General features: G+C 73.5%; 17 protein-coding genes and 1 pseudogene. 11 read left to right on the forward strand and 7 right to left on the reverse strand.

Going from position 1 to position 18,297, the window contains the following annotated elements; all coding sequences use genetic code 11:
* Nucleotides 1-24: 24 nt before the first annotated feature.
* Complete coding sequence (locus MRQ36_RS13175) at nt 25-945, forward strand: hydroxymethylglutaryl-CoA lyase (RefSeq protein WP_242795489.1); 921 nt, start codon at nt 25-27, stop codon at nt 943-945.
* 63 nt (nt 946-1,008) lie between these two features.
* Here the strand turns inward: MRQ36_RS13175 and MRQ36_RS13180 are convergent, their stop codons facing one another.
* Together MRQ36_RS13180 and MRQ36_RS13185 are read right to left on the reverse strand one after the other, a co-directional pair.
* Complete coding sequence (locus tag MRQ36_RS13180) at nt 1,009-1,944, reverse strand: CU044_5270 family protein (RefSeq protein ID WP_242795492.1); 936 nt, start codon at nt 1,942-1,944, stop codon at nt 1,009-1,011.
* Nucleotides 1,937-2,410 carry an RNA polymerase sigma factor gene (locus MRQ36_RS13185; protein ID WP_242795504.1) on the reverse strand — a complete coding sequence of 158 codons (474 nt, stop codon included), beginning with the start codon at nt 2,408-2,410 and terminating at the stop codon, nt 1,937-1,939. Before MRQ36_RS13185 ends, MRQ36_RS13180 begins: the two co-directional genes overlap by 8 nt.
* Nucleotides 2,411-2,603: 193 nt before the next feature.
* On the opposite strand from MRQ36_RS13185, the gene MRQ36_RS13190 reads away from it, so the two are divergent.
* The 3 genes and pseudogenes from MRQ36_RS13190 (at nt 2,604) to MRQ36_RS33275 (ending at nt 8,173) form a co-directional block, all read left to right on the forward strand.
* Nucleotides 2,604-4,136, forward strand: coding sequence for an acyl-CoA carboxylase subunit beta (locus MRQ36_RS13190; protein WP_242795507.1), 1,533 nt, complete (start codon nt 2,604-2,606; stop codon nt 4,134-4,136).
* A gap of 107 nt (nt 4,137-4,243) precedes the next feature.
* The gene (locus MRQ36_RS13195) at nt 4,244-5,398 is read left to right on the forward strand and encodes an acyl-CoA dehydrogenase family protein (RefSeq protein ID WP_242795510.1); all 1,155 of its coding nucleotides are present in this window, start codon (nt 4,244-4,246) and stop codon (nt 5,396-5,398) included.
* Between the two features lie 154 nt (nt 5,399-5,552).
* Nucleotides 5,553-8,173, forward strand: a pseudogene (locus MRQ36_RS33275) (helix-turn-helix domain-containing protein).
* 253 nt (nt 8,174-8,426) lie between these two features.
* On the opposite strand, the gene MRQ36_RS13210 reads toward MRQ36_RS33275, so the two are convergent.
* A complete protein-coding gene (locus MRQ36_RS13210; RefSeq protein WP_242795513.1) occupies nt 8,427-8,936 on the reverse strand; it encodes a MarR family winged helix-turn-helix transcriptional regulator in 510 nt (169 codons plus the stop codon).
* A 101-nt stretch (nt 8,937-9,037) separates the two neighbouring features.
* Here MRQ36_RS13210 and MRQ36_RS13215 point away from each other — a divergent pair, with 101 nt between their 5' ends.
* Together MRQ36_RS13215 and MRQ36_RS13220 are read left to right on the forward strand one after the other, a co-directional pair.
* Complete coding sequence (locus tag MRQ36_RS13215) at nt 9,038-9,619, forward strand: YceI family protein (RefSeq protein WP_242795516.1); 582 nt, start codon at nt 9,038-9,040, stop codon at nt 9,617-9,619.
* A 292-nt stretch (nt 9,620-9,911) separates the two neighbouring features.
* Nucleotides 9,912-11,390 carry a glutamate--cysteine ligase gene (locus MRQ36_RS13220; RefSeq protein ID WP_242795519.1) on the forward strand — a complete coding sequence of 493 codons (1,479 nt, stop codon included), beginning with the start codon at nt 9,912-9,914 and terminating at the stop codon, nt 11,388-11,390.
* Between the two features lie 118 nt (nt 11,391-11,508).
* Here MRQ36_RS13220 and MRQ36_RS13225 read toward each other — a convergent pair whose 3' ends face one another.
* The gene (locus tag MRQ36_RS13225; RefSeq protein WP_242795521.1) at nt 11,509-12,969 is read right to left on the reverse strand and encodes a hypothetical protein; all 1,461 of its coding nucleotides are present in this window, start codon (nt 12,967-12,969) and stop codon (nt 11,509-11,511) included.
* Between the two features lie 119 nt (nt 12,970-13,088).
* Here MRQ36_RS13225 and MRQ36_RS13230 point away from each other — a divergent pair, with 119 nt between their 5' ends.
* Both MRQ36_RS13230 and MRQ36_RS13235 read left to right on the forward strand, forming a co-directional pair.
* Entirely contained in the window at nt 13,089-13,766 is a 678-nt protein-coding gene (locus MRQ36_RS13230; RefSeq protein ID WP_242795524.1) for a PASTA domain-containing protein, read from the forward strand.
* Nucleotides 13,767-13,910: 144 nt separating this feature from the next.
* A complete protein-coding gene (locus tag MRQ36_RS13235) occupies nt 13,911-14,645 on the forward strand; it encodes a PASTA domain-containing protein (protein WP_242795526.1) in 735 nt (244 codons plus the stop codon).
* Between the two features lie 3 nt (nt 14,646-14,648).
* Here MRQ36_RS13235 and MRQ36_RS13240 read toward each other — a convergent pair whose 3' ends face one another.
* Both MRQ36_RS13240 and MRQ36_RS13245 read right to left on the reverse strand, forming a co-directional pair.
* The gene (locus tag MRQ36_RS13240; RefSeq protein ID WP_242795529.1) at nt 14,649-15,074 is read right to left on the reverse strand and encodes a hypothetical protein; all 426 of its coding nucleotides are present in this window, start codon (nt 15,072-15,074) and stop codon (nt 14,649-14,651) included.
* A 99-nt stretch (nt 15,075-15,173) separates the two neighbouring features.
* Nucleotides 15,174-15,482, reverse strand: a complete 309-nt coding sequence (locus MRQ36_RS13245; protein WP_242795531.1) for a hypothetical protein — start codon at nt 15,480-15,482, stop codon at nt 15,174-15,176.
* A 634-nt stretch (nt 15,483-16,116) separates the two neighbouring features.
* Here MRQ36_RS13245 and MRQ36_RS13250 point away from each other — a divergent pair.
* From MRQ36_RS13250 to MRQ36_RS13260, 3 genes are all read left to right on the forward strand, one after another.
* The gene (locus tag MRQ36_RS13250; protein ID WP_242795535.1) at nt 16,117-16,998 is read left to right on the forward strand and encodes a helix-turn-helix transcriptional regulator; all 882 of its coding nucleotides are present in this window, start codon (nt 16,117-16,119) and stop codon (nt 16,996-16,998) included.
* The gene (locus tag MRQ36_RS13255) at nt 16,968-17,189 is read left to right on the forward strand and encodes a DUF397 domain-containing protein (protein WP_242801074.1); all 222 of its coding nucleotides are present in this window, start codon (nt 16,968-16,970) and stop codon (nt 17,187-17,189) included. Before MRQ36_RS13250 ends, MRQ36_RS13255 begins: the two co-directional genes overlap by 31 nt.
* Before the next feature lie 211 nt (nt 17,190-17,400).
* Nucleotides 17,401-17,808 carry a hypothetical protein gene (locus tag MRQ36_RS13260; protein WP_242795537.1) on the forward strand — a complete coding sequence of 136 codons (408 nt, stop codon included), beginning with the start codon at nt 17,401-17,403 and terminating at the stop codon, nt 17,806-17,808.
* Here MRQ36_RS13260 and MRQ36_RS13265 read toward each other — a convergent pair.
* Nucleotides 17,776-18,009 (reverse strand): hypothetical protein, encoded by a 234-nt coding sequence (locus tag MRQ36_RS13265; RefSeq protein ID WP_242795540.1) that lies wholly within the window; start codon nt 18,007-18,009, stop codon nt 17,776-17,778. The two genes, MRQ36_RS13260 and MRQ36_RS13265, sit on opposite strands and share 33 nt — an antisense overlap.
* Nucleotides 18,010-18,297: the final 288 nt, after the last annotated feature.

Here is an 18,297-nt window from a genome sequence, read left to right on the forward strand (position 1 = left end):
ACCGTCACAGTGAGGTGACCCCTTATGGCGGACATGCCAGGTTCGGTGTCGATCCGGGAGGTCGGGCCGCGGGACGGACTCCAGAACGAGGAGCCCATCCCCACCGACGCCAAGGTGCGGCTGCTCGACGCGCTGTCGCGTACCGGCGTGCGGCGGATCGAGGCGGTGTCGTTCGTGCACCCGAAGGCGATCCCGCAGATGGCGGACGCGGACGAGGTGTGGCAGCGGGCCACGAAGGTCGACGGCGTGCGCTATTCGGCGCTGGTGCCGAACACCCGGGGCGCGCAGCGGGCCCTGACCGCCGGGTTCACCGAGATCGAGGTGGTGGTCTCGGCCAGCGACACGCACAACCGGCGCAACGTGAACCGCTCCACCGACGAGTCGCTCGACGACATCGCCGAGCTGATCGACCTGCTGCACGGCGCGGGCGCCCGGGCCGAGGTGATCGTGGCGACCAGCTTCGGCTGCCCGTACGAGGGGGACGTGGACCCGCAGCGGGTCGCCGGGATCGTCGACCGCGTGGTCCGCGACGGCGCGGACCGGGTCGCGTTCGGCGACACCACCGGCATGGGTACGCCCCGGCGGGTCCGGGAACTCGTCACCGCGGTCCGTGACCGCAACGCCCAGGTCCCGGTGCTGCTGCACTTCCACAACACCCGGGGCACCGCCCTGGCCAACATGCTGACCGCGATGGAGCTGGGGATCACCGAGTTCGACGCCAGCGTCGGCGGTCTCGGCGGCTGCCCCTACGCCCCCGGGGCGAGCGGCAACCTGGCCACCGAGGAGGCGGTGCACATGCTGCACGACATGGGCATCGACACCGGCATCGACCTGAACGCCCTGATCGAGGCGGCCGAGCTGGCCGAGGAGCTGGTCGGCAAGAAGCTGCCCTCCGGTGTGCTGCGGGCCGGCCCCCGCACCCGGCTCACCCCGCTGCCCGCCTGACCCTGGCGGGAGCGCCGACGACGGTACGACAGTCATGACCGCCGTACCGTCGTCGGCGACCCGTCAGCGGGTGGGGCGTTCGGTGGTGCTGTCCACCACGCTCGTCGTGCGGACCACGGAGAGGGCGCCGGCAGTGCCGAGGAGTTGCCCGCTGCGTGGGTCCAGGATCAGCCGGTAGTCGCCGCTCAGTGGACCACCGATGGCGATCCCCCGGCGACCCAACGCGTCGGTCTCGGACCCGTGCTTCTGGATCCCGGGAACCCGGGACAGCGCCCGCATGACGGTCGCCCTCAGCTGCGGCGTGAGGTAGGGGGAACCACTCCAGAGCAGGGCCGCCAGGTATTCGAAGGTCCGCTGGTCCTTCTCCTCGGAGCCGGCGGCGGTCGCGTCACGGAGCGCCCGCTCGTACAGCGCCCCGGGGCCGGTGGGTAGTTCGGCGACGAACGCCGCGGTCGGGGTGTCCCAGTCGCCCCTGCTCGCCGCGTTGACCGGTTCGTCGAGGGCCATCTTCCGGCAGCCCTTCTGCGCGGGCAGGACGGCCGGATCGCCGTGCCAGTCGGGACCGGGTACCTTGACCCCGTCCGCTCGCACCACCCGGCCCGCCCGCTTGCCGTCGGCGGCCTGCCACAGTTCGTAGCTCAGTCCGCAGCCGCGCTGCGCGCCGATCTCCCGGTAGTAGACGAACTGGTCGGGTCCTGGCACCGGCGGGGCCGGCGCCCGTTCGGCAGCCGCCGCCGTGCTGTTCAGCACGGCGGCCGCAGCCGAACTGCTCGGCCCGTCACCCCCGAGCGGGAGAACGGACGGAGCCACCACGACGCCCGCGACCACCGCGGTGGCCACCGCGAAGCCGGCCAGCAGCCGACGTCCGGCCAGCCCGCGCCGGCCGGGTGCCGGGTTGCCTGCCAACAGCTTCACGGCACCGACGGGAGGTGCCTCGGTGGGCAGGTCGGCCAGCGCGTGGCTGAACTCGTCGCTCAGCTTCCGGTCGAGATCACGCATTGTGGTTCAGCCTTTCGCGCAGTCGTGCCAGGGCACGGTTGATCAGCGACTTGACGGTGCCCGGCCGGCAGCCGAGCACGGTGGCGATCTCCTGCTCGGAGAGATCCTCGTGGTAGCGGAGGAACAGAGCCGCGCGTTGACGCGGGGACAGGGGGGCCAGCATCGCGACGAATTCCAGCGTCACCGCGGGCACGTGGGTCGCTGCCCCGAGCTGTTGCCGGTGACGGCGTTCCACCTGGCGCCGCCGTACCCAGGAGGTCACCCGGTTCGCCACCGCGTGGCGTAACCACGCCTCGGGACGCTCCACGGTGTCCCGGTGCCGGTAGAGCTGCACGAAGACGTCCTGTACGACCTCCTCAGCGTGAGCCAGCGATTCCGTGGTCACGTAGGCGAAGCGGACCAGCGGACCCCACTGCCGGCGGTAGACGACGTCGAAGTCCCACTGCTCGCCTGATGTTCGCCACACATCGGTCCTACTCTCAGCAAGTGTCACGTCGGAAGGGCGCACAGCAGCGGCCGCAGGTTCCGTGGTTCTCGGGGGGAAGGTCCGACCCTGCCCGCAGCCGGGGGGTCGCCGGACCATCGTGCGATACGTTAACCTAACGATCGTTCAGGTCAGTTGGTCCGCTCACGAGGCGGTCCATGGCGAGGGAGTCGGCGTGACGCTCGACGGTGAGGCACTGGAGCAGCTGCGTAAGCGGGCCCGGGCCGGTGGTGCGGACAAGTACCACGCGGCGAACGCCGCCAAGGGCAAGCTCTTCGCCCGCGAGCGGGTCTCGCTCCTGGTCGACGAGGGCTCCTTCGTCGAGGACGGCCTCTATGCCAACGCGATGGCCGAGGGCCTCCCCGCCGACGGCGTGGTCACCGGCACCGCCACCATCGACGGCCGGCCGGTCTGCCTGATGGCGAACGACTCCACGGTCAAGGCCGGCAGTTGGGGCGCGCGTACCGTCGAGAAGATCATCCGGATCATCGAGCGGGCCTACTCGACCGGCGTGCCGATGGTCTACCTGGTCGACTCGGCCGGTGCCCGGATCACCGACCAGGTCGACCTCTTCCCCGGTCGGCGCGGCGCCGGCAAGATCTTCTGGAACCAGGTCCGCGCCTCCGGCTCGATCCCGCAGGTCTGCGCGCTGTTCGGGCCGAGCGCCGCGGGCGGGGCGTACATCCCGGCGTTCTGCGACGTGGTGGCCATGGTGGACGGCAACGCCAGCATGTATCTCGGCTCCGACCGGATGGTCGAGATGGTCACCGGGGAGAAGACCACCCTGGAGGCGATGGGCGGGGCCAAGGTGCACTGCGCCGAGTCCGGCGTCGGGCACTTCCTCTGCAAGACCGAGGCCGACGCGCTCGACGTGGTGAAGACCTACCTGTCGTACCTGCCGGGCAACTGGCAGCAGCAGCCGCCGGCCGTCGCGCCGGTGCCGGCGTCCGAGAAGGTCGACCTGGCCGCGCTGGTCCCGGCCAGCGAGCGGCAGGCGTTCGACATGCGCCGGTACGTCAAGGGCCTGCTCGACGAGGGCTCCTTCTTCGAGATCCAGGCGCTCTGGGCCAAGGAGCTGACCATCGGCTTCGGCCGGCTGAACGGCGAGGTCGTCGGCGTGGTCGGCAACAACTCGATGTTCAAGGGCGGCGTGCTCTTCGTCGACTCGGCCGACAAGGCGACCCGGTTCGTGCAGCTCTGCGACGCGTTCAACGTGCCGCTGCTCTTCCTGAGCGACGTGCCCGGGTTCATGGTCGGTAGCGCGGTGGAGAAGCAGGGCATCATCCGGCACGGCGCCAAGATGATCACCGCGATCTCCGAGGCGACCGTACCCAAGATCTGCGTGGTGGTCCGCAAGGCGTACGGTGCCGGCCTCTATGCGATGGCCGGGCCCGGCTTCGAGCCGGACGCGACGATCGCGCTGCCCACCGCGAAGATCGCGGTGATGGGCGCGGAGGCCGCGGTCAACGCCGTCTACGCCAACAAGATCGCCGCGATCGAGGACGAGGCCGAGCGGGCCGCCTTCGTCGCCGCGAAGCGCGAGGAGTACGAGCGGGACATCGACGTCGTCCGGCTCGCCAGCGAGCTGGTGATCGACGCGATCGTCGAGCCGCACGAGCTGCGCGCCGAACTGGTCCGCCGGTTCACCGCCGCCCGCACCAAGGACCGGCACTTCTCCCGGCGCCGGCACGGCGTCACCCCGGTCTGACCGGACCGCGATCCCGCGGGACCGCCACCGCTCGGCACCGCGAACAGACCCAGCGATCCTCCGGCGTCACGAGCGACCGGCGGAGCCGTCCTTGACAGGAGGAACCGATGGACTTCCGGCTCAGCGAGGAACAAGAGGCGCTGCGGGAGAGCGTGCGGGAATTCGCCCGCGAGGTGGTCGCCCCGACCATCGCCGAGCACTACGAGAAGCACACCTTCCCGTACGAGATGGTCCGGCAGATGGGCAAGATGGGGCTGTTCGGCCTGCCCTTCCCGGAGGAGCACGGCGGCATGGGCGGCGACTACTTCGCGCTCTGCCTGGCCCTGGAGGAGTTGGCCCGGGTCGACTCCAGCATCGCGATCACGCTGGAGGCGGCGGTCTCCCTCGGCGCGATGCCGATCTACCGGTTCGGCACTCCGGAGCAGCAGGCGCAGTGGCTGCCCAAGCTGCTCAGCGGTGAGGCGCTCGCCGGCTTCGGGCTGACCGAGCCGGGCACCGGGTCGGACGCCGGTGGCACCCAGACCCGTGCCGTGCTGGACGAGACGACCGGCGAGTGGGTGATCAACGGGTCGAAGGCGTTCATCACCAACTCCGGCACCGACATCACCGCCCTGGTCACCGTCACCGCGGTCACCGGCACCCGGCCGGACGGCTCGAAGGAGCTCTCCACCATCATCGTGCCGTCGGGGACGCCCGGCTTCACGGTCGCGCCGGCGTACTCGAAGGTCGGCTGGAACGCCTCGGACACCCACGAGCTGACCTTCGACGACTGCCGGGTCCCGGCGGCGAACCTGCTCGGCGAGCGCGGCCGGGGCTTCGCCCAGTTCCTGCGCATCCTCGACGAGGGGCGGATCGCCATCGCCGCCCTGGCCGTGGGCCTCGCCCAGGGCTGCGTCGACGAGTCGATCAAGTACGCCAAGGAGCGGCACGCCTTCGGCCAGCCGATCGGCAACTACCAGGCGATCCAGTTCAAGATCGCCGACATGGAGCTGAAGGCGCACACCGCGCGGCTGGCCTACTACGACGCGGCGGCCCGGATGCTCGCCGGTGAGCCGTTCAAGCGGCAGGCCGCCATCGCCAAGCTGCACGCCAGCACCATCGCCGTGGACAACGCCCGCGAGGCCACCCAGATCCACGGCGGCTACGGCTTCATGAACGAGTACCCGGTGGCCCGCTTCTGGCGGGACTCCAAGATCCTGGAGATCGGCGAGGGCACCAGCGAGGTGCAGCGCATGATCATCGCCCGCGACCTCGGGGTCTGAGTAAGGAGGGGCCCCCTGTTAACGCCTCCGGTAGAGCAGGGGGCCCTGCTTAACACCCGCGTCGCGGCAGCCGCTGTCGGATATCCGCAGCCGGCCGTCGGTTGGCCGACGCTGTGCTGCCGATCGTCGGACCCGATCCGTACTCTTCGGGCCCATGACTCCGGATCATGATCGTTCGCGGAGCCCGATCGGCCGTACCGGACTGGCCGATCTGCTGCGGGGGCACCGGCGTACGGCCGGTCTGACCCAGGCCGAGCTGGCCTCCCGGGCGGGCGTCGGCGTGCGGACCGTCCGTGATCTGGAGCGGGGTCGTGCCGCGCGACCCCAGCGCACCACCGTCGAGCTGCTCGCCGACGCCCTGGCGCTGACCGGCGGGGCCCGCGCCGCCTTCCGCGCCGCGGCCCGGCCGGCCGCCACCGCGCCGCCCCACGAGGCCGCCGGGCAGCCCCGGCCACCGCCCCGGAGGCGCCGCACCACGAGGCCGCCCGGCAGCTCCCGGTCACCGGCCCCGCCGGCACCCCCACCGGTACGCCGATCGCGCTCCCGCCGCCGGTCCCGCTGGTCGGCCGGGACCGGGACGTCGCCGAACTCGCCGGGCTGCTCACCGCCGACCCGCCCGTGGTGAGCCTGGTCGGGCTGGCCGGGGTCGGCAAGACCGCGCTGGCCCTGGCGGTGGCGCACACCGTCGCCGCCGGCCATCCCGCCGGTGTCGCCGGGGTGCTGGTGGGGGAGGAATCCGACCCGGCGGACGTGCTCGCCACCTGTGCCGCGGTGTTCGGGGTGACCCGTCCGCACGAGCTGCCCGGCCGGTTCGCCGGACGGCCGGCGCTGCTGGTGGTGGACGCCGTCGAACGTGCCCCCGGGCCGGTGGCCGAGGCGCTGCACCGGTTGGTGGCGGCGGCCCCCACGCTGCGGGTGCTGGTCACCGGTCGGCATCCGGTGGGCGTGCCCGGCGAGCGGGTCTGGCCGGTCGCGCCGCTCGACGTGCCGCCGGCCGGGACCGAGCTGTCCGACCCGGCGGCTTTGGCGCGCTGGCCCGCGGCCATGCTCTTCACCGTCCGGCTCGCCCAGGCCCGCCGCGACCCGCCGACCCCCGCCGAGCTGCCCGCCCTGGTGGCGCTGGTGCGCCGGCTCGGTGGGCTGCCGCTGGCGATCGAGCTGATGGCCGCGCGCGGCCGGATCCTCGACGTCACCGAACTCCTCGACCGGTACGGCGACCGGGTGCTCGACCTCGCCACCGCCCCCGGCGGCCAGCCGACCTGGGACGCGTCCGACCGGGCGGCGGGCGCGGTGACCCTGCGGGAGGCGGTCGCGGCCAGTTACCGGCTGCTCGCGCCGGACGAGCGGGCGGCGCTGCGCCGGCTCTCCGCCTTCCGCAACCGCTGGTCGGTGGAGCTGGCCGAGGACCTGCTCGCCGAGGGCGTCGACGGGCAGGAAGCCGTCGACCCGGTGCCGGTGCTCGACCGGCTGCGCGAGCTCGGCCTGCTCAGCGTCCGGGGCACCGGCCCGTTGCGGTTCCGGCTGCTCGACGCGGTCCGCGACTTCGCCACCGAGCAGGCGGCCGGCGAGGGGGAGCTGACCGGCGTACGACGCCGGCACGCCCGGGTCGTCGCCGCCCTGGTGACCCGGACCGCGCCGGACCTGCTCGGGGTGGACCTGCCCGGGGCGGCGCACCTGCTGGACGAGTCGACCGGCGACATCATCGCCGCCCTGACCCACGCCGCCGTCGACGAGCCGGTCACCGCGCTGAGGCTGGCGGCGGCGCTGCCCCGCTGGTGGCGGCTGCGTGGTCGGGACGTGTCGGGGCGGCAGTGGCTGCGCCGGCTGCTGGCGGATCCGCGTACCGCCGCCGCGGATCCGGTGCTGCGGGCGTGGGCGTTGCTGGGGGTGGCCCGGCTGGCCGCCGAGCACGGGGCGGGTGCCGAGGAGTTGCCGGCGGCGCGCACGGCGTTGGCCGTGTTCCGGGACGCGGGTGAGGTGACCGGGGAGGTGTCGGCGCGGACGGTGCTCTGCGCACTGTTGCAGGCGACCGGCGGGCACGAGGAAGCCCGCGAGCAGGCGGAGGCGGTCCTGGAGCTGGCGACCCGGCACGGTCGTACCCGGGACGTCGCGGTGGCCCAGAACAACCTGGCCTGGCACGACGTCCGGGTGGGTGACCTGGCGGGTGCCCGGCGACGGCTGGCCAGGGTCGACCGGCTGGCCGCGCAGTCCGGGCAGCAGCGCCTGCGGTTGCTCGCCCGGGCGAACCTGGCGGAGGTGACCCGCCTGGAGGGCCGGTACGCGGACGCGGCGGAGCAGGGTCGCCGGGTGGCGACGGCGCTGGCCGGACTGGGCGACCCGGGGCATCGGCGCCGGGTGCTCGGCACGGTGGGACTGGCGTTGGCGCAGGCCGGCCGTTCCGCCGAGGCGATGGAGGTGGTGGCCGAGCTACGGGCCGGCGGGGCGCGCGGGCCGGGTGGCGACGGCGACCGGCCGGAGGTGACGGTCTGCGCGCTGATCGAGGGTCAGCTCGCGTTGCACCAGGGGGACCGGGAGTTGGCGGCCGAGTGGTTCGCGGCGGCGGCCGAGGCGGGGGTCGACGGCCAGGACCGGCGGGACGTCGTCGAGGCGCTGGTGGGTCTGGCCGCGAGCACCGCCGACGTGACGGTGCTGGACCGGCTGGACCGGGTCCGGCGGACGGGTGGGATCACCCTGCTGCCGCACGAGGAGGGGTTGCTCTACGCCCTGATGGCGCGGCGGGCCGGCGGGCCCGGTGGAGGCGTCGCCCGGAAGTGAGAGCGGGGGGTGGCGCGAGCGAAGAAGCCCCCTGGTGTTGCCCCTCGCTCATCGCTCGCGCCGGCACCCCCCGGTGCTCCCCCGCTGCTCGGTAGCCTATCCGCCCCCGCTGGGCTGATTTGTCGGTTTCGGGACGCTATTCGCCGCCGGCCGGTGAGTTCTGCCGGTCCTTCTGCCGGTTCCCGGTCCGCCGCTTCACCGCGCCGCCCGTTGGCGGTCCGTCGGTCGACGTGGGGTGCCGCGGGGCCGGGGTTCAGGGCTTCGGGCAGGTGGACTCGTCGGTCGGGGCGGGATCGGTGCTGCCGGCGGTCGCGCCCGGGTGGACCGCGTCCCGGACCCGGCGGAGGCCGTCGAGCAGGGCGTCGAGCGCGGCCGGCGCCAACTGGCCGGTGAACCACTGCTCGATGATCTGCAGGTGCCCGGGCAGGGTCTCCTCGAGTCGTTCCATGCCGGCCCGGGTGACCACCGCGTACGAGCTGCGGCGGTCGGAGGGGCAGGCCCGGCGGCGGAGCAGTCCGTCACGTTCCATCCGGTCCACCACCCGGGTGACACCGCTGGTGGAGAGCGAGGTCTGGGCCGCGAGGTCGGTCATCCGCAGCTGGTTCCCGGGCGAACGGACGAGCCGGGTCAGCACCTCGAACTCCACCGGGGAGAGGCCGTGTTCCTCGTACTGGGCGGCGAACCGGGCGAACAGGCCGGCGTGTGCCTCCACGAGGAGGCCGACGGCGGTGATCCGGGGGTCGTCGAACGCGTTCTGGTCCACGAAGCCATCCTAGCAGTACTTGACAGGGGGAATATTGCTGTGGCTATAGTTGCTACGTCAGCCGTTGGGCTACTAAACAAACTTCCCTGGAGGACAGCACCATGACCAGCAGCACCGGATCGGTTACCCGCGAGTGGGGCGGCCTCACCATCCCGGCGGCCGGCACCTACCTGCTGGACGCCGCGCACAAGCGGGTCGGCTTCGTCGCCCGGCACATGATGGTCAGCAAGGTCCGCGGCGAGTTCGCCGACGCGACCGCCACCGTCACCGTCGCCGAGGACCCCATGCAGTCCTCGGTGACCGCCACCATCCAGGCGGCCAGCATCGACACCAAGCAGGCCGACCGGGACGCGCACCTGCGCAGCCCCGAGTTCCTGGACGCCGAGGCGTTCCCGACCCTGGAGTACCGCAGCACCGGGGTGAAGTCCCGCGACGGCAACGAGTTCGTCCTCTCCGGCGAACTGACCATCAAGGGCGTCACCCGGCCGGTCGACCTGGAGGTCGAGTTCGAGGGCGTGGGCCGCACCCCGTTCGGCACCGACGTCTTCGGCTTCACCGCCAGCACCGAGATCGACCGTGAGGACTTCGGTCTGACCTGGAACGTCGCCCTGGAGACCGGTGGCGTCCTGGTCGGCAAGAAGATCAAGATCGAGATCGAGGGCGAGGCCGTCCGCCAGGGCTGACCTCCCGCACCACGAACCACGAACCACGGGCCCGCGCCGTCGCACCACGGCGCGGGCCCGTTCGCGTACGACCGGCCGGGGTGCGAATTGTCACCCGATGTTCGGCGCCGGGACCCGGTGACCGTCGCCCCACCTGGGTAGAGATCGGCCGGGAGCGCACCTCGTCGCCGTACCGCCCGTGATCCGGTGGATCCGACCTCTGGCCCCGACGACGTGGGCGCTCCTAACGTAAAGGGTTCACAATGCGTTCCGGAGCGGTACGGTTCCGTTGCGCCGCGCGCCGGGAGGACACATGGGCAGGGACGTCGAGCAGGGCGCCTTCTCCCGGGAGGACCGGGTCCGCTACCGGCAGAAGGTCCGGCGGTGCCTGGACGTCTTCGCGCTGATGCTGGACGACTTCGGCTTCGACGCGGACCGCCCGATGACCGGGCTGGAGATCGAGCTCAACCTCGTGGACCCGGCCGCCGAGCCGGCCATGCGCAACGACCAGATCCTCGCCGACATCGCCGACCCGCTGTTCCAGACCGAGCTGGCCCAGTTCAACCTCGAACTGAACGCGTCGCCCCGCCTGATCGAGGGCACCGGCTTCGCCGACTACGAGCAGGACCTGCGGGGCAGCCTGAGCCGCGCCGAGGAACGGGCCGCCGGGTCCGACGCCCGGATCGTCATGGTCGGCATCCTGCCCACCCTCACCGAGGACCACCTGGTGGCGGAGAACCTCTCCACCGACGAGCGCTACCGGGTGCTCAACGACCAGATCGTCGGGGCCCGGGGCGAGGACATCGAGCTGGACATCCGCGGCGTCGAGCGGTTGCAGACGCACACCGACTCGATCGCGCCCGAGGCCGCCTGCACCAGCCTCCAGTTCCACCTCCAGGTCGCGCCGGACAGCTTCGCCGACTACTGGAACGCCTCCCAGGCGATCGCCGGTGTGCAGGTGGCGATCGGCGCCAACTCACCGTTCCTCTATGGCCGGCAGCTCTGGGCGGAGACCCGGATCGCCCTCTTCGAGCAGGCCACCGACACCCGGCCGGACGAGCTCAAGGCCCAGGGGGTACGCCCCCGGGTGTGGTTCGGGGAACGCTGGATCACCTCGATCTTCGACCTCTTCGAGGAGAACGTCCGCTATTTCCCGCCGCTGCTCCCGATCTGCGAGGACGAGGACCCGGTCGAGGTGCTGCACGCCGGCGGGGTGCCCGAGCTGGGCGAGCTGCGGCTGCACAACGGCACCGTCTACCGGTGGAACCGGCCGGTCTACGACATCATGAACGGCCGCCCGCACCTGCGGGTGGAGAACCGGGTGCTGCCGGCCGGCCCGACCGTGGTGGACATGCTCGCCAACGCCGCCTTCTACTTCGGGCTGGCCCGGGGGCTGGCCGAGTCGGACCGGCCGATCTGGAGCCAGCTCACCTTCAGCTCGGCCGAGGAGAACTTCCACGCCGCCGCCCGACGGGGCATGGACGCCGTGCTGCACTGGCCCCGGCTGGGCGAGGTCCCGGTCACCAAGCTGGTCCTCGACGTCCTGCTGCCGAAGGCCGAGCAGGGGCTGGACCGGTTCGGCGTCGCGCCGGCCGAACGGGACCGGCTGCTCGGCATCATCGAGCAGCGCTGCCGTACCGGCCGCAACGGCGCGGTGTGGCAGACCGAGACGGTCTGGGCGGCCGAGCGGCACCGGGGGATGGACCGGAGCGCCGCGCTGCACCACATGCTGCAGTGCTACGCCGATCTCCAGCGCGGCAACGAGCCCGTGCACACCTGGCCGGTCGGCTGACCCGCCGGGCCCGCACCACGCCGGCCCGTCCAGGGGTACGACGGTCCTCACCCGGGGCCGCGCCACCGGGCCTCGCCCGCGCTGGAGAGGAACAGCCCGGTCCCGCCGGCAGGTCGGCTCAGCGGCTGCGCCGCCCGGGCCGGCTCCTCGCCCCGCCGGCCGGTACGTCCGCCCCACCGTCCACCGACCCGGTCGACTCCGTCGTGCCACCCATGTCGCCTGTCGGTTCCGCCCCGCCGTCCACCGGTCCGCCGGTCTGCGCCCTGCCACCCACCGGCCCGATCGGGTCGGTGGTGCCGCCCCGCCGTCCGGTCCTCCCGATCGCGGCTTCCGATGCTGGAGTCGGCTCCGCCGTGCCCTCGCTCCGGGTGACGGCGCCCGGGGTCGGACCTACCGGATCGGCGGCAGGTGCGGTCGTGGAGGTGGTCGCTTTCGGCGGGACAGCGGTGGACCGGGCCCGGGAGGACGCTGCGCGGGTGGCGGCCGGCCGGGTCCGGGTGCCGGCGCGCGGGGCGGGCGAGCTGTTGTCGACCGTGGGCGCGACCAGGGTCGGGGTCGACCCGTCCGGCGTCCGGTGGGACGTACCCGGCTCGGAAAGGTCTCCGCCCGCGGCGTCCGGTGGATCGACCGCGAGCGCGTCGTCGGACCCGCCGGTCCGCTGCCGCGGCACGGTGACCCCGGCGTGCGCGGCGGCCCGCCGGTCGCGGCGCTGCGCCAGCGCCGTCACCAGCACCGAGCCACCCACCCCGGCGATCACCGCGTACGGGGCGATCAGGTGGGCCGACAACTGCTCCGGGGCGATCCCGGCGAGCCTCGGCACCGCCAGCAGGTACGCCACCGCCACCAGCAGCGGCCCGGCCGCCCCGGACGCCGCCGCCCCCACCCGCCGGTGGGCCGACCGGGCGGCACCCCGGGCGGCGAGCGCGCCGATCACCAGCGCCGAGCCGGTGGCCAGGACCGCGCCGGGCCAGTAGAAGTAGTCCCGGATCCAGAACGAGCCGCGGTCCGCGCTGATCTGCCAGATGCCGAGTTGGGCGCTGGTCAGTCCCCGTCCGGAGAGCACGCCGTCGACCACCGCGACGACGGCGAGCAGCCAGAGCCAGCCGACCGTGGCGATGACGTTGCCGGCGGCGGCCCGCGAGTGCAGCGCCCAGAGCGCCACCAGCGCCCCGGTCAGGAGCCCGGCCGCCGCGTAGCCGGCCGCGACCGCCTGGGGCGAGCCGACCTGCGGCACCACCGCCGCCCGGGCGGGCACCGCGACCAGCAGCACGGTGACCAGCGCGCCGACCGCTGCGGCGAGGGTCAGGGCCAGCTTCGACCCCGAACCGCCCGGCGACTCCTCGTCGGCGCCGCGGTCGCGTAGCCGCTGGGCGCAGATCGCTCCCGCGATCACGGAGGTCGCGGCGACCCAGGTGGCCCAGGCGAGGCTCGCGACCCAGGCGGCCTCGGCCCGGTCGCCCCCGGCCGTCGTCCAATTGATGATCCCCAGGCCGTAACCGAAGCCCAGTTGCGCCGCACCCGCACCGGCAGCGACACCGATCGCGGTGGCGATCGATCCTCCCCAGCCTCGTCTGGCCATGCGGGGGAGCGTAACGTCCCGTGGTCGGCGGGGCGAGTCGTGCGCAGCAGCCGTCACGCGCCGTGACAGCGGGCTTGGCGCAACCGGATACGGTCGCCGGTGAAGAGGCGGTGGGCGTGATGACGGACGGATATCCGGAACGGGCGGGCGGGTCGGACGGGCCGGACCGGACCCGGCTGCTGCTCGGCGGCGCGGTGGCGACCGTGCTGCTGGTGGTGATCGGCGCGAGCGGCGGCTGGGTGCTGGCCGGCAGCGACGACGGCGCCCCGCCCGACCGGCCGGTCGCCGCCGCGACCACCGACGCGGCGACCCCGCCCACGGACGAGCCGACCAGTTCGTCGCCCCGTACCAGCGGTCCGGCGCCCCGCACGACGGCGCCCTCCTCGGCCGGGCTGACCGTACCGGAGGTCGTCGGTACGGACTTCGAGTCGGCGCGGGAGCGGCTGCGCGAGCACAAGCTCGGCTGGCGGCTCGTCTTCGGCACCGGCACCGGACAGGACGTCACCCGCAGTTCCCCGGCACCCGGCACGCCGGTCCGCAAGGGGGTCACCGTCACCCTCTGGGTGGCCGGCCCGGCGCCCGCCGTCGACGTACCGGAGCTGACCGGGGACGACTGCGGCGACGCGGCCGACGACCTGGTCGAGGCCGGCCTCTATCCCCGGTACGCCACCGGTCGGTCCGGGAAGGTGAGCGCCCAGGAACCGGCGGCGGGTACGGCGGCCCGGTGGAACGACCCGGTGAGCATCTCCTGCGGCACCGGGCCGTCCGCGTCGCCGACGCCGTCCGCGACACCCTGACCCGGCACGCCGCACGGGTCCCGCCGACGGGTCACCCGCCGCGCGACCGGTGACGCGGCGCGCGCCGATCCCGCCCGTCCCTTGCCCCGCGGGCTAGCGTGAAGGCGGGGGCCGTCACGCCGCCCGGTGGCGAGAGGACGTGCCATGAGCAACGACCGTCAGGAACCATCCGCCGGGGAGAACGTCGACGCCACCCGCCCGCTGCCCCGGGCGGACCGGAGCGGTCCACCGGACGCGGACGCCACCCGGCCGATCCCCGGCGACGCGGAGCGCCCGGCGCCGGCGAACCCCACGGCACCTCTGCCGCCCACCCCGCCCGCGTGGTCCGGCCGGGCCGGGGTCCCGCCGCCGCGACCGCCCGACCAGTCCACCGACTGGTACACCGAGGAACAGGCCGACCGGCGTTGGTGGATGCCGATCCTGCTGGGCATCCTGGCCCTGGCGTTGCTCGCCCTGATCGGGCTCGGTGTGTGGCTGGTGCTCCGGGCGGCGGACGAGGGTCCGGCACCGTCCCCCACGCCGTCGCCCCGACCGACCACCGCCCCGGCGACCAGTGCCGCACCGACCTCGGCGGCGCCGAGCACCGCACCGCCGACGACCCCGCCCGCCACCACCGCTGCCGCCGAGGTGCCGATGCCGCCGCTGGTGGGACTGCCGGAAGCGGCCGCCCGGCAGATCCTGGACCGGCTGGATGTCGACTACCGGGTGCGGACCCGGACGTCGGAACAGCCGGCCGGCACGGTGCTGGAGACGGACCCCGGGGCGGGTGAGCCGATCCGCGAGGGCGACCGGGTCACCGTCGTGGTCGCCGGGGCCGCGGCCCCGACGAGCAGCGCCGGCACGCCCACGCCCGGCCCGTCGGCCACCTCGACCCCCTGACCCTCACCACTGCCGCCGTCTCGTGCCGACCAGGCCGAGACCGGCGAGCGAGATGGTGAGCCCGAGCAGCCCGGAGTAGAACAGCGACCGGCTGACGTCGCCGGCGGTGGTGCCGCCGCCCCCGACGCCGGTCAGGGCCTCGGCACCGCCGCCGGCCCCGGCCGTGTCCGGGGTGGGCGCGGGATCGAGGGGCTCGTCCACCGGCCAGCCCGGTTCGGTGGGATCCGTCGGGGGGCGGTCGCCCGCGCCGGCCACCGTGATCTCGGGAGCCGGCACCGGTTCGCGCAGTTCCTGCGCCTCGGAGACCGCCGGGTAGCGGGCCACGACCAGGAGGGCGGTCGTGGCACCGAGCAGTGCCAGCAGCCCGAGGGCGTAGCCGATGCGGGACCTGTGGTGCCGCCGCGCGGCGGGCAGATTGACCATGGCCATCCCAGGTTCAGGGTCCGGGACGCGCGGGGTGGAGACTTCGCCGGGGTGGGCGTACCGATTCTATGGCGGCGGCACGCCCCCCGACCTGGTAATCGTGGGTCAGCCCACTCGGACCGGGGTCCGGGTGACCGGCCGTCGGGCGCCGCCGCGCACGTTGTACGGGCGGGTGGCGGTGTGCGGACGGGGCGCGGGCGCGGCCTGGAGCTGCTCGAGCCCGGCCGACTGTACGAAGATCGACCGCCGGTTGACCGCGTCCCCCGCCGCGTTCAACTCGTAGCCGTCGAGCCACAGCCAACCGTCGTAGGTGGGCCAGTCGAGCACCCGGATCACCCGGAACGTGATGGGTCTGAGGAACTGGACACTCGCCGCGCGAGTCACGCTCAGTACGTCACCGGAGCGGGGAAGCACATGGGCTCCTGGGGAGGATCGGCCGGCAGCGGGCCGGCGGGGGCTGATCGGGGGGACAGGTCGGCCCGCTTCGCGGGATCGTGCCTGGTGGGCCGGCTTGCTCAGGTCTCCGGTGGTGGTCGGGCCGTACCCGCTGGTGGCGTGCCGCCACCCGACCATCACCCGGCTGCTCCGGTTACCGCTCCCGCCGCCACAGCCAACTGGCGTGCAGCGGCGAGGTCATCACCCCGGGGCAGGTCTTCGTAACGCGGCGCGGGAGGGCTCCCCGCCCGCTGCCCCACGGTCGGTGGGATGACCACTCCGAGGGATCATGCGAGGACGGTGAGTAACCCGTGCCATACGGACAGACTGCATCAGCGGCGTGCGACATGCAAGTTGCACGTCGCCTTTTGCTCATACGTGAGCAGGACACGTGAACGGCATGCTTGAACACGTGTACACCGGGGCGGCACACTGGACGCCGGTTTCGCCCGTCGCGGCCGGTCGACGACCGGCACCACCCCATGCCGCGAACGATCGCCCGCCGTCGACGGTCGCGCCCCCGGCGGGTGTGGATCCGGGCGCGATCGACCGGAGGTAGCCGGGTGAACGCGAAAGGCAGACGTTCCCGTCCGACGACCACCGGAGCCGCGTCGTGAGTGAGCGGCGCAGTCCCACGATCCGGCGTCGCCGGCTGGGTGCGGAACTCCGGCGCCAGCGGGAGACCGCCGGCATCACCATCGAGGCGGTCGCCGAGCAGCTGGAGTGCTCGGCCTCCAAGGTCTCGCGGATCGAGACCGGCCACACCACCGCCACCCCACGCGACGTGCGGGACATGCTCCGGATCTACGGGGTCGTCGGCGCCGAGAGCGACGAGCTGGTGCAGATCGCCCGGGAGGCCCGGCAGAAGGGCTGGTGGCATCCGTACAGCACGGTGCTGGTCGGGGCGTACGTGGGGCTGGAGGCGGCGGCCGGTTCCATCCGGGCGTACGAGCAGCAGGTCGTGCCGGGACTGCTGGAGACCGAGGAGTACGCGGGCGCGATGATCCGGGCCGCCCGGCCCGACTTCACCGCCGACCAGGTACATCAACGGGTGCGTGTCCGGTTGGGCCGTCAGTCGTTGTTGACCCAGGACGATCCGGTCGATCTGTGGGTGGTGCTCGATGAGGCGGTGCTGAGCCGGCCGGTGGGCGGCGACGCGGTGATGCGTGGCCAGCTCCAGCGGCTGGTGGAGGTGGCCCAGTTGCCGAACGTGACGTTGCAGGTCCTGCCCTTCGACGTGGGAGCGCACGCCGGCATGGACGGCACCTTCACCATCCTCAGCTTCCCCGAAGCGAGTGATCCCGATGTCGTGTACGCGGAGAACGCCACGGGTGGGCTCTTCCTGGAGAAGAGCGACGAACTGCAGAAGTACAGCTTCATCTTCGATCACATTCGAGCAGCGGCCATACGACCGGAGGAATCCATCGCACACATCGCAAAACTGGCAGAGGAGCCACTGTGGAAATCGCGACCAAGGAGTTCCCCGCGGACCTGACGCAGGCGACCTGGTTCAAGAGCTCGAAGAGCGGGCCGAACTGTGACAACTGCGTGGAGGTCGCGTACGTGACCGGGGCGGTCGGGGTCCGGGACTCGAAGGACAAGCGGGGTCCCGCTCTGGTCTTCGCCCCGGGTGACTGGCACGCCTTCGTCGCCGGCGCCAGAGACGGTGTGTTCGCCGGGGCCTGACCCGGCGATTCCGGACCCGGCGTGGTCCCGACCGGCAGCGTCGCCGGGCGGGCCACGCCCTGGGTCCGGGTGGAGAGTGGACGGTGGATCGGCCGGGATCCACCGTCCGCCCGTCGCCACTTCCGTCCCGCCTCGTTGTACCCCTCGGTACGGCGCGGGTCGACGACCCGCCGCCCCCGGGATCGGCAACCGAGCGAGGCAGGCGAGACGGATGACGACGATCGGCTCAGAGAACCTCACGAACGGCCCGGGCAAGCCCGAGCGGTTCGGCGGGAAGTACCGCGGGGCACGCCGGGACACGGTCCTCACCGAGGTGGTCTCCAGCGACACCGAGTTGGACGGCCGGGACGGCGGCCCGTCCGCACCGGAGCAGGCCGCGCCGCCGCTGTCGCTGCCGTCGCTGGACCCCAACCCGCTGACCGAGCCGTCCTTCCCGCCGGCCGGCTGGCCGCCGGAGCCCACCGAGTCCCTGGTGGACCACCCACTGCTGCGGGGCCTGCTGCTGGAGCTGCCCCCCAGGGGGAGCGTCCCGCCGCCCGGCTGGCTGGACCGCTGGTTCGAGGCGACCCGGGCGATCCTGGAGCTGCTATACGTGCAGGGCGCCGGCCGTTCGCGGTGAGCTGACCGCCGCCGGCATCGCCCGCTCGGCGAGCCGGTTGTGCCGCAGCGCGTGGCGTACCCCGATCGCGGCCACCGCCAGGACGCCGACGGTGACCGCGGCCCCCGTGACGCCGGGGTCGGCGAAAAGGTCCCCGGCCGCGGCCGGGACCAGCGCCGCGACGGTCGCCAGCGCGGTGACCTGGAGGGGCAGGCCGACCAACGGGTGCGCCGCGGCGGCCCGCAGGCCGTGCGCGCCGGGGTCTCCGGTGCCCGGGCGAAAGCGCCCGCGCCGGTCCGCAGCCGCCGCACCCGGCGGACGGTGCAGACCGCCACCACCAGCGCCGGGGTCGCAGCGAGGCCCAGACCGGCGGCGGCCCGGTCCAGCACGGTGGTGGTGCCGGCGCTCTGCAGGCCGCCGAAGAGCACCGCCGCCGTCAGCCCCAGGCCGGTCAGGGTCAGGGCGGACAACCATCCGGTACGCCGGCGCAGCGCTCGGGCGCGGTCCAGC

Origin of the sequence: Micromonospora sp. R77 (assembly GCF_022747945.1) — a bacterium.
Taxonomy (GTDB): domain Bacteria; phylum Actinomycetota; class Actinomycetes; order Mycobacteriales; family Micromonosporaceae; genus Micromonospora.